A 13,430-nucleotide genomic window follows, 5' to 3' on the forward strand; every position below is an offset into this window, starting at 1 on the left:
CTTATTCACCCTCCACAGCTGTATTCTACGCTTCTGCCAGAAGCTTCTTCACGAGCCCGATCAAGCGCTCGATTTCCGCATACTGATTACCCGGCGCATTTTGTTCAATTCCCCAATATCCGGCGTAACCCGATGCTTCCATCATTCGAATCGTCTCAATAGCATCTTCTCTTACGGCAGTCGCCGCATCGAAATGAGTGTGGTAAGCCCATGGCGCTACCAACCGGTCGCCTTCCGCTTGATCGGCCTTCCAGCGGCCAAGATGAACGAGAAATCCGAACGCCGGATGGTCGACCGCTTCCGCGATCCGTTTCATTTCGCGCGGGAGAAGCGACGCGCCCATATGATTTTCCGGACCAATCTTGAAACCATTGTCTGCTGCTACTTGAGAAAACTCCTTATAGCGCAAAACCGTATAGTCGAATTGTTCTTCGCTCATCGTTTCCCATTCCGTGTAACTGCCGCCTGTATCAATACGTACCGTCTCCGCGCCCATAATGATGGCTGCACGCAAATGCGTTAGCGCATTGTTATGCAGCAGTTCGCGCATATGGGGATCAGGATCCCATAAATGGGCCCCGTCTACGGCGAAGTTAACGAGCCGCAGCTCACGCTCGTCCAAAGCCTCTTTTATTTTGCGAATATAGCTCTCGTCCGCGAGTTTCATAATCGGTTTGCTCTTGCGATCGATGAAGAAGCCGTTCCACAAATCCGCCGCGTCCAAGCCGTAGCGATATTTGACCGTCTCCAAATAACCGAATACATCCATCTTGCCTTCCAAATACGTGTTGTTGAATGAATAGCCGCCGATCGAAATGTTCATCGATAATTCACCCCGTCATTGATGGATAATGGATAAGTTGCCTACGCCTTCATTATAAACCTGCAGCGCATAACCACTCGGTGTACGATCCTCTTTTGCAGGGGGAAATTTCTACTACTTAGAGCCTATCTTCTTGCCCATAATTTCAATATTACTGTACAKCGACCTTTTCTGTTAAAATGGGAATCACGAGCATAGAACGGGGGACACATACTTTGGATTACATTATATTGGACATTGAATTTAACGGCCGCAAATTCGCGAGCGAGCTTCCTATGGAAGTGATCGAGATCGGCGCGGTACGTCTAGATGAGAACCTGCAGTTCAAGGATGAATTCTCATCGCTTATTAAGCCTGTCTACTTCTCCAAATTAAATAGCTTCATTAAGAAGAAGACCGGCATTCCGCAAGAGGACATCGACACGGCCGAGGGCTTCAAAGCCGTCATAACCCGATTCAACGACTGGCTGAAGGAAAGCGAGGATTTGCTGCTGTTCACTTGGGGCGGAGAAGATATGAAGCGAATCGTGCTTGATAATCGGATGCATAAGCTCGATGACAGTTTTTGGACAAGCCTCTATTATTACGACCTGCTTAAAGGCTACTTGCGCTTCCGAAATGTAACGAACGACGTCAGTGTAGAGACGGCGCTTCAAGAGCTGGAGATTACGGCTGAAGGCTCTGCCCACCGCGCGCTTGATGACGCAAGAATGACTGGCGAGGTGCTTCGCAAAATTATTGCCCATTTGGATATGGATCTGAAGCAACAATACAAGGATATGCACACGAACGCTAAGGAACGCCGGCTTGTAAAGAACGCGATCCGCTCGATGATTCAGCGCAAGGCGCCTACGGAATGGGAAGTGCTCATGGAGCATTTTCTTAAGGACAAGATCGTGCTGACAGATGAGAAGAAAGTCGCGGAGCTTCAGCAGTATTTTGCCGCTGAGGTGGAGAAGGCGAAGCAACCAAAGGCAAGCCAAAATGTGTAATGGGCTTTAATAGAACAAGTGCTGCACTAGCAATAGCATCGGAGAATCGACTATCATGACTGACATCACACTATCTCAATCAAAATCGCGCAACGCCATCTATGATCTGCTTTATATCGTTGGTATTATTGCCATATCGTTCTCATCCATATTCGTTCGGTGGTCAGAGGCGGACGTCGCGGTCATCGCGATGTACCGGCTGTACTTGACCAATCTGCTCATGCTCCCATTCGTTTGGAAGTATAGGCATGAATTCATGCGGCTTAGCGCTCGGCAATGGCGCTTGCTCGCCTTATCTGGCGTCATGCTTGGCGCTCATTTCCTGTTATGGATGGCTTCGCTTCGCCTCACAACCGTTGCAAGCTCCACCGTCTTGCTGACCCTTGAGCCGTTGCTCGTGATGCTCGGCTCGTACTGGCTCTTCCGTACGAAGGCGAATCGAATGATGCTTTGGGGACTCGGGATCGCTTTAATCGGCTCGATTCTGATTGGAGCAGGCGACTTCAGCCTCTCGGGCAACGCCTTGCTTGGCGATGTATTATCCATGCTTGGCGCTGCTGCGGTTGCTGTCCATATGCTCGCCGGCAAGCAGCTGCGGAATGAAATAAGCGCCTTCGCCTATAACTTCGCTGTCTTCTTTCTTGCCGCGACGTCGCTTGCTTTGTACAATGTCGTGTTAGGCAACCCATTTACCGGTTACAGCGGACGCGAGTGGGGTTTGTTCCTGCTGCTGGCCATTGTACCAACCCTATTCGGTCACTATCTATTCAACTGGCTGCTCAAATATATGAACGCCGCAGCTGTATCCATGGCTGTACTCGGCGAACCGGTCATCTCCTCGCTGCTCGCTTGGTGGCTGTTGAAAGAATCGTTGTCGGCGTATCAGCTCGCTGCCGGCGTCTTCATTCTCTTCGGCGTATGGCTGTTCATCCGGCATGGCAAGGAGAAAACATAAGGCCTGCTCGCCCAGCTTATGATAGCTGCAATTGCATTTGGGCCGTTATATATATTCAGAACAATAAAACCACCTCATTAGTTCGATTTCTTGAAGCTAATGAGGTGGTTTTGGGGTTATAGTAGCCCATTATGCGATTTAGTTCGACGTTATGCCGTTATTTGCTCTATTTCCGACTACCGACCGCCAATAGTTCGACGTTATGCCGTTAACGGCACAGTTGCTTCCCCATATGTTCCACTATTCATCGGTTGCCCGCTCAGCTTACTTCCCTTTGCTGCTCCGCATCGCCGCTACGACCTTCAGTTCGCCGTTCTCATTCTCGATGTATTGCTGATACGCCTCCGACTCCTTCGGAATAAGCGCCAGCCTGCCGGTACCGTCGAAATGAATGCCCCAGCCGTACTTCTTCGGCAGCATGGATGCACGCAGACAAGCCTGCGATTTGCCGAAAAAATTATCCCATAACTCCTGACGTCGTTCCTCCAGCTCCTCACCCGCTATCTGCTTATGCCGCACATACACTTCAAAGAGCAGCTCCTCTTGCGTATATTGATAAGGCTGCCCTGCTGCCAGCTCGTACTCCAGGCTGGGCTTTGTTCGGCCGTCCTTCTTGTCAGGCGGGATGATGCCCGTCTCTACAGGGCAATCCGCTGCCACCGTTATGAACGTATTATAATAATTCATATTCATATCAATAACCCTCCGCTTATTCGATTAGCGCATGCTGCTTCTGTTCGATCGGCGTAACTTCAATAAGACAGATCATATGGCCGTCCGGATCGAACGCATCGAATAGACTATGATGATTCCACGGGGATGTCCACTCTTCAAGCTCGGATACTTTGATTCCCTTAGCGATCAGCTCGCCATGCATCTCCTTCACATTCACCGAGTTCAGATTGAACGGCGGATGCTTCAGCACCTGTACTTGCTCGGACTCTACCAAGGTCAGAAGCGGCCAGCCGTCATGCTCCGGGCTGATGAAGAAAGTCGCGCCTCTACCTGGATTCCAGTCCTCAATGCCCCTCAGCCTCAGACCAAGCGCCTCATAAAACGGAATCGATCTCTCCAGATTCGTTACATGTACGAACACGCCTCCAAGCTCTTTAACCGCCATCGCTATCGCTCCTCTTATATCCCTATTATGGTTAGACCTACATGAAATAAACGTATGCCGATTCAAAAACCAAACAGAGCACCAAAAAAATCTCTATAACCATTATCCCGTCACCATAAACCGGTTTCCGTCAGGATCAGTAAAGTGAAACAACATTTTKCCGCCAACAAGCTGAACATTGCTGACGAAAGCTTGCTGCTGTACTAGACCCCGATAACAACGGCATATCGCCTTCGCATCCCTTCTTCGAAACGCATCAACCAATGCCTCGAAGTCCAGTCGCCCGTATTCGGCTTGCTCAGCCTTCGTCCGCTCCGGCCCGCTTCCGCTTCTATCCTGCTTACGCTTCTTATCCCGCCATGCGTTAAGGGCGATTCGATACATATATGCATTCGTAATCTCGCGAGATGGCTGGTTCTCCACGGCCTTGTAGAGCTTAAGCAGGACCTCCTGCCTCAAGTCCTCAGCCTCCCAAGTATCCCCCGTTATATCGATAGATTCGATCTTGCAATTGCCGAGCATTCAAGCTGCTGAATCCAAGCCTCTCCTCCAATTGCGACTCTCTCCTCATTTCCATTATTACCAATTAGTATAATATAAGCTCAACGCAAGCAGCAATAAAGCCGGAATGCTCTTAACGAGATCATTCCGGCTTCTAAACGAATTCAATCTATTTCAGCAGCTTACGCAGCCATTTCATCTTATCTTTATAGGGCGGGTAAGGCAGTTCAATGCTGATCCTCGTGCTTTTCTTCAAAATGCTTTTTTTATGCGAGAACAAGTCGAAGCTATACTTGCCGTGATAACCGCCGATGCCCGAATGACCGATGCCTCCGAACGGCATATAGGCGCTCGATACATGCATTACCGTGTCGTTCACGCAGCCGCCGCCGAACGATACGCGCTCAAGCACCTCGCGCTCCACCGCTTTGCTCTCCGTGAATAGATAAAGCGAAAGCGGCTTCGGACGGTCAATAATTTGCGTGATCGCTTCTTCCAGCTGCCTGAAAGGCAATATAGGCAGGATCGGTCCGAAGATTTCTTCCGACATCGCCGCATCGTCCCATGACTTTGCCGCCAGCAGAGTAGGTTCGATATAAAGATCAGCCTTGTCTACACCACCGCCCGCAAGGATATTCGCACGATCCTGATCGATTATTGCAGCCAAGCGGTGAAAATGCCGTTCGTTCACGATGCGCCCAAAGTCAGGGCTTAATCCCGGATTCGCGCCATAGAATGCGGCGATCGTTTCTTTCATTTTCATAACAAGCGTATCTTTAACATTCTCATGGACGAGCACATAATCGGGCGCAATGCAGGTCTGCCCCGCGTTAAGCAGCTTGCCCCAAACAATACGTTTGGCCGCAACATTCAGATTAGCCGATGAATCAACGATAACCGGGCTTTTGCCGCCCAGCTCAAGCGTTACCGGAATCAACTGCTTAGCGGCCGCTTCCATGACGATTTTGCCGACAGGCACGCTGCCCGTGAAAAAAATATAATCGAAGGACGCCGCCAGCAAAGCGCTCGTAACCTCGCGCTCCCCCTCGACGATGCGCACATACGATTCATCGAATGTCTCGGTAATGATATGTCGAAGCGCCGCCGATACGTTCGGTGTCATCTCTGACGGCTTAAGCACGACGCAGTTGCCTGCGGCAATGGCTCCGATCATTGGTTCGATGCACAAGTATACCGGATAGTTATAAGGGCTTATAATCAAAACCGTACCGTAGGGCTCACTTAATATCCGGCTCGTGGACGGCATGAGAAACAGAGGCGTCTTCACCTTCTGAGGCTTCGCCCAGCTCTTCAGATTGTTCATCGTATAGCGGATACTATCGAGAACTAAGCCAATCTCTGTCGCGTAGGCTTCCATCTCGCTTTTGYGAAGATCCTTATACAACGCATCGAATAGCAGCTTCTCATTTCGAACGATCGCATCCTTCAGACGCCCCAGCTGCTCCAGCCGAAAGGCAACGCTCCTCGTAGTTCCACTATGGAAAAACCGGCGATGCTCCTGGACGATTCGATCCGTATCCAATTCCAAGGCGGTCTTGCTCTGCTCCATACGACAATCCTCCTATTCCGAACCTATTCTGTTAGCTTCATCATACTACAAGTGTCTGCTAGACTAAAGCGATTTCAGCGTGACTTATGTTACACTAGACAAAGCTACAATCGCACGGTAAGGAGCGCACTCATAATGAAACTAATATCTTGGAATGTTAACGGCCTGCGGGCTTGCGTAGGCAAAGGATTCATCGATTACTTCAACGAAACGGATGCAGATCTGTTCTGCATTCAAGAAACGAAGCTGCAAGAGGGGCAAATTAAACTGGAGATCGGCGAGCACTATCACCAGTTTTGGAACTATGCCGAGAAGAAGGGCTACTCGGGAACAGCGATATTTTCCAAGCTGAAGCCGATCTCCGTCCGCTACGGACTGGAAGAGAACGAGGAATTCGAAGGTCGCGTCATTACGCTTGAGTTCGAGCATTTCTACTTAGTTAATGTATATACGCCTAATGCAAGACGGGACTTGTCTAGGCTTGATTACAGGTTAGAGTGGGAGGAGCGCTTCCGCTCCTACTTGAAGCAGCTTGACGAGTTGAAGCCCGTCATCGTATGCGGCGACTTGAACGTTGCCCATCAAGAGATTGATCTGAAGCATCCGAAGCCGAATATGGGCAACTCCGGCTTTACAGCCGAGGAACGCGGCAAGATGACGACGCTGCTAGGCAGCGGCTTCGTTGATACGTTCAGACATTTCTACCCCGACCTTGGCGACGTCTACAGCTGGTGGTCCTATATGCCGAAAGTACGGGAGCGGAATGTGGGCTGGCGCATCGACTATTTCCTTGCTTCAACAAGACTTGCTCCACAGCTTGTGGATGCACAGATTGATTGCCACATTATGGGCAGTGATCATTGTCCGGTTGTGCTGCAGGTGAATGGGCTGGATCAAGCGTAAACGGCTAGCGCTACGCACGAACCGTTAGCTGCGTTATTGCGCAGCTCGGTTCTGTGCCGTCCTTCGTGGCAACAGCTACCGTTTCGCGGTGAAATATAAGCACAGTATAAGCAACAAATTTTATACATTCTTATATTTCAATAATAAAATAGGCCGAGTGAAGCAAGGACGCTTGAGTCCGCTTCGCTCGGCCTATTTTCTTTTACAGATCAGTCGTCATGTACTGCTCCTGATAGAAGTTTAAAGCGGAATGCATTTTGTCGAGGTATGCTTCCTCTCCGCCAGTACACATGAATCTTACGCTGCCGTTTCCATGTCTCTCCGCTATGCCGAACCGATTCATTAGCGCCGTTAGCCGCTTAATCGTCCCTACATTGCCGTCCACGATCTGAATATGAGGCGGAAGCACATGTCTTAGGATAGAGCGGTAGAACGGATAATGCGTGCAGCCCAGCACGATAATGCCGTATTGGTTCAAATCGTAACCTGCCAGCTTGCCACGGAAATACTCACGCATCAGTTCCGTATCGAACTGCAAGCTTTCGCAATAGCCGACGAGCTCAGGCAGCGGCAAAGAATCGACAATGCCCTCTTCGTCCACACGGGATACGAGCGCATAATATTTAGGCATTTGCAGCGTGAGCGGCGTCGCGAATACGAGTACCCGCTTGCCAGTAGCCCGGTTCATCTCAACCGCAGGCTTAACAGCCGGCTCCATTCCTACGATGGGGAATGAATATTTCTCGCGAAGCTCCGCCACCGCTATGCTTGTCGCTGTGTTGCATGCAATGACAAGAGCATCAATTCCTACAGCTACCATCGACTCGATCGCATCAACAATATAGGTTCTTACCTCTTCCATCGGCTTCGTGCCGTAAGGAACGTGAAGCGTATCGGCCATATACAAATAATCGTTGGCGGGAAGGCGCCGCAGCGCCTCCGATAAGACCGTTAACCCGCCAATACCCGAATCAAAAAAACCAATCGTCATAGGTTATCTATTCCTAACGTATGTAGTGAGAAAAGCATCTACAATCTAGTATCCCTCTCAGCATAGCGCGACTTGCCTCAGTAGGCAAGAACAGAGTCTTCCAGCAAGACTCACGCGCTAATAGCCCGACTATACTTTTACTTGTGAGATCGCCTCTCTCATGCGCGAAGTATTGCTTTTCAGCTCGATGGAATCGTCATATACCTTCTTAATCATTTCCAGCTGCAGCTCCGTCAGCTCTTGAATTTGCTTGGTCTGCTCCGATACGCCTCCAGCCACACTGGCCATAGTGCTTACGGTAGCCGCCACCTCTTCCGAGCCTGCCGACATTTGCTCTACCGTCGAAGAAACTTCCATAATTTGATCGGTCACGAGCTGGAATGCCGAGACGGCATGAATGAAGGCCTGCTCCGCCTCCTGCGACAAGCGCGCCCCCGCCCCAATCTCCGAGGCAGCTAGATCCATCTGTTCACTGATTCGCCCCGTCTCCTTGCTGATATTGCCGAGCAGCGCCGTCACTTGCCGCACCGTTACATCCGATGCCTCGGCAAGCTTCCTGACTTCCGCCGCAACAACGGTAAAGCCGCGCCCATGCTCGCCTGCTCTCGCTGCCTCGATCGATGCGTTAAGCGCGAGCAGCTTCGTCTGATTGGCGAATTCACTAATTGCGCCTAACGAGCCCTCGATCTCGCTCGTGTAATGCTGTAGAGATTTCGCAATAGTCAAAGTCTCTTGCGCCGTCTCGGATATGCTAAGCATTTGCCTGTTCATTTCATTAATGGTCGTCTGACCGGATTGCGCCGTATGCAGTGCTTGTACCGCGGCATCCGATACGGTTGCCGACGACTCCGATATACGAATTATACCTTGTGTCATTTCCTCCATGGCGACGGCATTGTCCTGCGCGCTCTGCGTTTGGGCATAAGCGCCTTCGTGAATATGGCGAATGGATCCGCTCACACTCTCGCCCATCGTTAAGATTTGGTCCGCATGGCTGGAGAAGGTCTCGGAAGAATAGGCGACAACATCCGATGTGTGTGCGATTTTGGAAACGATGTCGCCGATCTTATCGTTCAGATGACCCGACATATGCAGCATCGCCTCGTACGCGCTGCCAATCTCATCGATTGACTTCACGGGATGCGCCAGCAGCATCCGATTCGCTTCCGCAAGATCGCCCGTCGCCATCTTGTTCGCGCTCGCCGTAATCGTCTGAAGCGGCCGAAGCGTTCTCGCGATGAACCACATAATGACGCCAAGCGCAGCTAGAGCAAGGAGCAGCATGGCCGCATATAACGGTATGCTGTCCTTCGTTACTTCGTTCGTAAGCTGATGCAGAACGGAAGCATCGGTATCGATGCCAAGCGCTCCGATGAACGTACCGTCTGCAGCCAGCATGGGTACGAATGCAGATATGTATGTCCCGTATTCAGGATTGTCGATAAGATCAGAGCTGGCAGCTTGTCCATCCAGCACAAGCTTAATAGCCGATGCCGGCATATCGGTCACTTCATTAATTGGCGATGCAAGCGGATCACCCTTCGGTCTTCCGTCTATAAGCAGCAGCGGATCCTTATCCGCCTCCACCTTCACGAAATAGACGTAACGTGCGCCAATGGACAGACGGAATCGATCAAGCTCTTCACGTAGCTTCCAATACCGTTCATTTTCCTGTGGATCCTGGATAAAATCGGCGTAGCTGTCGACATCAATCTGCGTCACGTAATTTTGTGCGATATTCATGTTGTAGGTACTAATCGCACCTTCTACAGCCGTGCCTGTGTTGTGCAGTTGAATGGCGCTATTGCCTGCAACGATGAGTACAATAACTGCCGCCATTACGACCAAAATCCGGCCAATCAGCTTTCTGCGAAACCAGTTAATCATGCTGTTTTCCCTCTCCTGCTCTTAAGTACGATAGTGGGTTTGCTTTCTCCAAATAGAAATTCATTCGATGAATTTCGACAAATGGCATAAAAACCCTCTTTTTATCGAGCAGATTATTCCATAGCAACTGTAGCAGCCTTAGCCGTCTTGATCCGATTCGCAACCGCCCAGCGGACTTTATGCTCATCAAGCAACGGATAGTCGTACAATAGGCCCTCGTAGACAGCCTCCATATCGATGTGCTGACGGAAGTCATCAGGCATCACTGTCCTGGATGGACGCTCCCATAGCTCGAGACCGCCTCTATTCAACGCTTCAGCCACGAATTGCGAGCAGAAATACGCATACTGGGGATTATAATCAACCTTTAGCAAAATACTGATAACACCAAGCAGATTATAATGGTAATCATCCTTATTCTGAGCAATACTAGACACAAATTGCTTTATCTGTGAATACTGCTTATCAGTCACGCGCAAGCGGAGCAGCGTGCAGCTTGTCCCTGGATGACTGCGATAAACGCCATCGTACACGTTCTCTTTAACAAAACCCGCCAGCAGCGGACTGTTCGGCTTCTTGCGTCCGAAGCTGTATACTTCGTTAAGCTCCGAGTCGAACGCTAACGATGCATGATTATAGGGAGCGCCGGTAAAAGCCTTAATGAGCCTTGTGAACAGCGTACCCGTATTCGTCAACAGCACATAAATATCTTTATTCGGACCCTGGCATTGTTCCACGGCGCTCGCCTCTTCTCATTCATAGGATGAAGTGCGCCGGCTCTTGCCTCCTGCGCTCTATTTGCTATGAATATACCAGTGCCCTCCCAGCGCGAATAGTACCAACTATGTGTAGTACCTTGTAAGGACATAGCAAAAGAACAGAACGAAGCAGCGCATATGAGCTGTTTGTCCTGTTCTCTTTTTTCAGCCGCTAAAGCTAAGCCGTCTTGCTATTTTGCTTCCGTTCCAAGCTGTAGCTGATCGCCGTTAGGGCAAGCCCGCCTATCGTCACGATCGCCGCGATCCACGGCACATGTTGAAGTCCAATCCCGTTCACGGCAAGACCGCCTATAATGGCTCCTCCAGCATTGCCGAGGTTGAAGGCCGATTGGTTAGCCGTAGATGCCATCGTCGGAGCGTCCTTCGCCATATCCATAATGCGCATTTGCAAGCCGGGTACGATCAGAAACGAAGCTATGCCCCATATAAATATCGTAATGACCGACATCGCCTTGTTGTCCACCGCGAAGAAGAAGATAAACAGCATGACGGCTAGAAACCCGAGACAGGCCATCAAAGCCGGCATTAACCGCCAATCGGCCAGCTTGCCGCCAACCAAATTACCGACCGTCATCCCGATCCCGAATAAAATAAGGATCCCCGTGACATATTGTTCACTGAAGCCGGTAATTTCCTGCAGCAGCGGATCGATATAAGTGAATGCCGTGAATACGCCGCCGAACCCGAATACCGTTACGAAGAAAGCAAGCAGCACCTGCTTATTCCCGAATATCCTCAATTCCTTGCCGATGCTTACTTTGCGGTTATGCGGCACTTTCGGCACGAACAGCAGAATTCCCGCCACGACTAGGAATCCAAGAACGGATACGATGCCGAAGGTCGAATGCCAACCGAATTGCTGACCGATATAAGTGCCGAGCGGAACGCCAATAATATTGGCGACCGTAAGCCCCATGTACATCAACGCGATAGCGCTGGCCCGCTTCTCCGGGCTTACGAGTCCAGCTGCGATTACCGAGCTGACGCCGAAGAACGTGCCATGAGCAAGCGACGTAAGCACTCTTGCCAGCATAAGCACCGAGTAGCTAGGCGCGAGCGCCGCAAGCGCGTTGCCGGCAATGAAAATAACGAGCAAGGCGCAGAGCAGCTGCTTGCGCGGCATGCGAAGTGTAAACACGGTCATAATCGGACCGCCGATTGCCACGCCCAGCGCATAACCGGTAATCAGTTGACCGGCGCTGGCGATCGAAATATTCAAGTCCTGCGCAACATTGGTCAACAAGCCCATAATAACAAACTCGGTCATTCCGAACGCGAAGGTGCCGAGGGTTAGCGATAACACTGCGGCCATGATTGATCCCGCAGGTTTTGTCCCCTGCTGGACAGTATGATTCATCTGCATATCCATATCCGTTTGCTTCTCTCTTTTCTCTGTTATCTGATACATAAGTACTCGTTATTGCACCTCTATCTTTTTAAGCACAACTTGACTATGATAGCTTACAACTTGCTATTTTGGCAACTAAACATAGGACTGTAATAATATAAAAAAAATAGCCCGGTATCCCGGACTATCCCCCAACCTATCCTTATTGCTTGCGATTCCTTCTCACCCACATAATCATTACCGCGGCAATGAGCAGTACCGAAGCAGCTATTAACATATAGTTGATTGAACCTGAACTCGTACGAGCAGAAGCTGCATCGTCATCTGCCGCCGTATCTGGCGGTGCTGCGCCATCCGCACTTAACGGTATCTCGGTTGCTTCGTTCTTTTCCTTCTTAACGTTCATCGCAATCGGCTGTGGCTGCTTTCCTTCTCCAAGTGCCTTGAGCTCCTCGCCTGCCGCGGATATCGGTTTCGTCATATTGCATATGGTCGTATGAAGCGCGGACTCGCTTTCATAAGCGGACACGATGTATTCCGCACCTGCTACGAAATTCTCAATGCCGCAGCTCGCCGAACTAAGCGCCGTATACACGACCGTTCGCTCCTGCACGTCGCCCTTCCATACCTCGGATACCTCGAACTGCACCTCTACTGGATCGGCGGATGACATTATTTCCTTTTCTGGCGGCTGCGTCACGGTTAGTACTTTACCTGCGAAAACCGCGCTGCTCCGCTCCAATTCATCCTTTACTTGCTCCTCTGCGGATTGCGCCATTGCGCACGAGCAAGCGAATACTTTTGCCGGCTTCACTACCCCTATGCAAAATAATACGGCTACAGCAACAATGACCGCCGTTAGCTTCTTGTTCAATCCWATCACCTCAAACTATCAGACGGCGCATTTCCCTCATTTGTTTCACGCTAATCTCTGCGATACCCTGATGATTATGTTAAAATAATAAAACATTACAAGTGCCTGACCTTTATAGCCGAAAGGAGATTAACGATGAAATACAACATAACGATTCGCCTGCATCAAGACTGGCTGGACACGGTAAGAGAAATCTTCCGCGGATCAGGACATCCGCTGCCCGAAGAACTCAGCGACCATGAAGTCACGGTTGCTTACTATAGCCAAACCGCTTCATCCGATGAAGAAGCGGAGCAGCAAAGCATCGCCAACACGGAGCGGCTGAAGGAAATCGAACAGACGATTGTCGCTAACTTCGAGAGCATCATCCTGCCGGATATTAGAAGCCGTACTGGCTATACGGGCAACGAATTCACCTTCCGCTGGATCTACCAGCAGGGCGAGCATATCATCGAGGAGTATTCTGAATATCGCATTCCTCTATAACCGATTGCCAAGTTGTTATGAAATAGAGGGAATTCCTCCCGTTATTCATTCTGAAAAAGCCAAGTAGAATGAAATAACTGGAATTCCTCCTGCTAATTACGCCGATATCACCTGTTCCATGGATAAGCGGCGATAATAACGGGAGAATATCCGTCTATTTCTTGAATACTAGCAGGAAGAGCCATATTAACGGTATATATT

14 protein-coding genes are annotated in these 13,430 nt (G+C 50.2%); 4 read left to right on the forward strand and 10 right to left on the reverse strand.

Going from position 1 to position 13,430, the window contains the following annotated elements; translation table 11 throughout:
• Positions 1 to 25: 25 nt before the first annotated feature.
• Entirely contained in the window at positions 26 to 823 is a 798-nt protein-coding gene (locus tag AB4Z33_RS09090; protein ID WP_442049630.1) for a sugar phosphate isomerase/epimerase family protein, read from the reverse strand.
• Positions 824 to 1,038: 215 nt separating this feature from the next.
• Here AB4Z33_RS09090 and AB4Z33_RS09095 point away from each other — a divergent pair, with 215 nt between their 5' ends.
• Positions 1,039 to 1,815 carry an exonuclease domain-containing protein gene (locus AB4Z33_RS09095; protein WP_442049631.1) on the forward strand — a complete coding sequence of 259 codons (777 nt, stop codon included), beginning with the start codon at positions 1,039 to 1,041 and terminating at the stop codon, positions 1,813 to 1,815.
• A gap of 55 nt (positions 1,816 to 1,870) precedes the next feature.
• Positions 1,871 to 2,770, forward strand: a complete 900-nt coding sequence (locus AB4Z33_RS09100; protein WP_442049632.1) for a DMT family transporter — start codon at positions 1,871 to 1,873, stop codon at positions 2,768 to 2,770.
• Positions 2,771 to 3,034: 264 nt separating this feature from the next.
• Here AB4Z33_RS09100 and AB4Z33_RS09105 read toward each other — a convergent pair whose 3' ends face one another.
• The 4 genes from AB4Z33_RS09105 to AB4Z33_RS09120 all read right to left on the reverse strand — a co-directional run bounded on the left by AB4Z33_RS09105 (position 3,035) and on the right by AB4Z33_RS09120 (position 5,961).
• Positions 3,035 to 3,463 carry a DUF6157 family protein gene (locus AB4Z33_RS09105; protein ID WP_442049633.1) on the reverse strand — a complete coding sequence of 143 codons (429 nt, stop codon included), beginning with the start codon at positions 3,461 to 3,463 and terminating at the stop codon, positions 3,035 to 3,037.
• A 16-nt stretch (positions 3,464 to 3,479) separates the two neighbouring features.
• Complete coding sequence (locus AB4Z33_RS09110) at positions 3,480 to 3,890, reverse strand: VOC family protein (protein ID WP_442049634.1); 411 nt, start codon at positions 3,888 to 3,890, stop codon at positions 3,480 to 3,482.
• A gap of 102 nt (positions 3,891 to 3,992) precedes the next feature.
• The gene (locus AB4Z33_RS09115) at positions 3,993 to 4,412 is read right to left on the reverse strand and encodes a sigma factor (protein WP_442049635.1); all 420 of its coding nucleotides are present in this window, start codon (positions 4,410 to 4,412) and stop codon (positions 3,993 to 3,995) included.
• Positions 4,413 to 4,560: 148 nt separating this feature from the next.
• Entirely contained in the window at positions 4,561 to 5,961 is a 1,401-nt protein-coding gene (locus AB4Z33_RS09120; RefSeq protein ID WP_442049636.1) for an aldehyde dehydrogenase, read from the reverse strand.
• A gap of 135 nt (positions 5,962 to 6,096) precedes the next feature.
• Here AB4Z33_RS09120 and AB4Z33_RS09125 point away from each other — a divergent pair, with 135 nt between their 5' ends.
• Positions 6,097 to 6,864, forward strand: coding sequence for an exodeoxyribonuclease III (locus AB4Z33_RS09125; protein ID WP_442049637.1), 768 nt, complete (start codon positions 6,097 to 6,099; stop codon positions 6,862 to 6,864).
• 202 nt (positions 6,865 to 7,066) lie between these two features.
• Here the strand turns inward: AB4Z33_RS09125 and murI are convergent, their stop codons facing one another.
• From murI to AB4Z33_RS09150, 5 genes are all read right to left on the reverse strand, one after another.
• Positions 7,067 to 7,855: a glutamate racemase gene (gene murI, locus AB4Z33_RS09130; RefSeq protein ID WP_442049638.1), complete on the reverse strand. Its 789-nt coding sequence runs from the start codon at positions 7,853 to 7,855 to the stop codon at positions 7,067 to 7,069.
• Positions 7,856 to 7,984: 129 nt separating this feature from the next.
• Positions 7,985 to 9,742: a methyl-accepting chemotaxis protein gene (locus tag AB4Z33_RS09135; protein ID WP_442049639.1), complete on the reverse strand. Its 1,758-nt coding sequence runs from the start codon at positions 9,740 to 9,742 to the stop codon at positions 7,985 to 7,987.
• A gap of 113 nt (positions 9,743 to 9,855) precedes the next feature.
• Positions 9,856 to 10,479: a hypothetical protein gene (locus AB4Z33_RS09140; protein WP_442049640.1), complete on the reverse strand. Its 624-nt coding sequence runs from the start codon at positions 10,477 to 10,479 to the stop codon at positions 9,856 to 9,858.
• 199 nt (positions 10,480 to 10,678) lie between these two features.
• Positions 10,679 to 11,878: an MFS transporter gene (locus AB4Z33_RS09145; protein ID WP_442049641.1), complete on the reverse strand. Its 1,200-nt coding sequence runs from the start codon at positions 11,876 to 11,878 to the stop codon at positions 10,679 to 10,681.
• 193 nt (positions 11,879 to 12,071) lie between these two features.
• Positions 12,072 to 12,743, reverse strand: coding sequence for a hypothetical protein (locus AB4Z33_RS09150; RefSeq protein WP_442049642.1), 672 nt, complete (start codon positions 12,741 to 12,743; stop codon positions 12,072 to 12,074).
• 135 nt (positions 12,744 to 12,878) lie between these two features.
• Between AB4Z33_RS09150 and AB4Z33_RS09155 the strand changes: the two genes are divergently transcribed.
• A complete protein-coding gene (locus tag AB4Z33_RS09155; protein WP_442049643.1) occupies positions 12,879 to 13,229 on the forward strand; it encodes a hypothetical protein in 351 nt (116 codons plus the stop codon).
• Positions 13,230 to 13,430: the final 201 nt, after the last annotated feature.

This window comes from Paenibacillus sp. 2TAB19, from assembly GCF_052115185.1.
Classification (GTDB): Bacteria; Bacillota; Bacilli; order Paenibacillales; family Paenibacillaceae; genus Pristimantibacillus.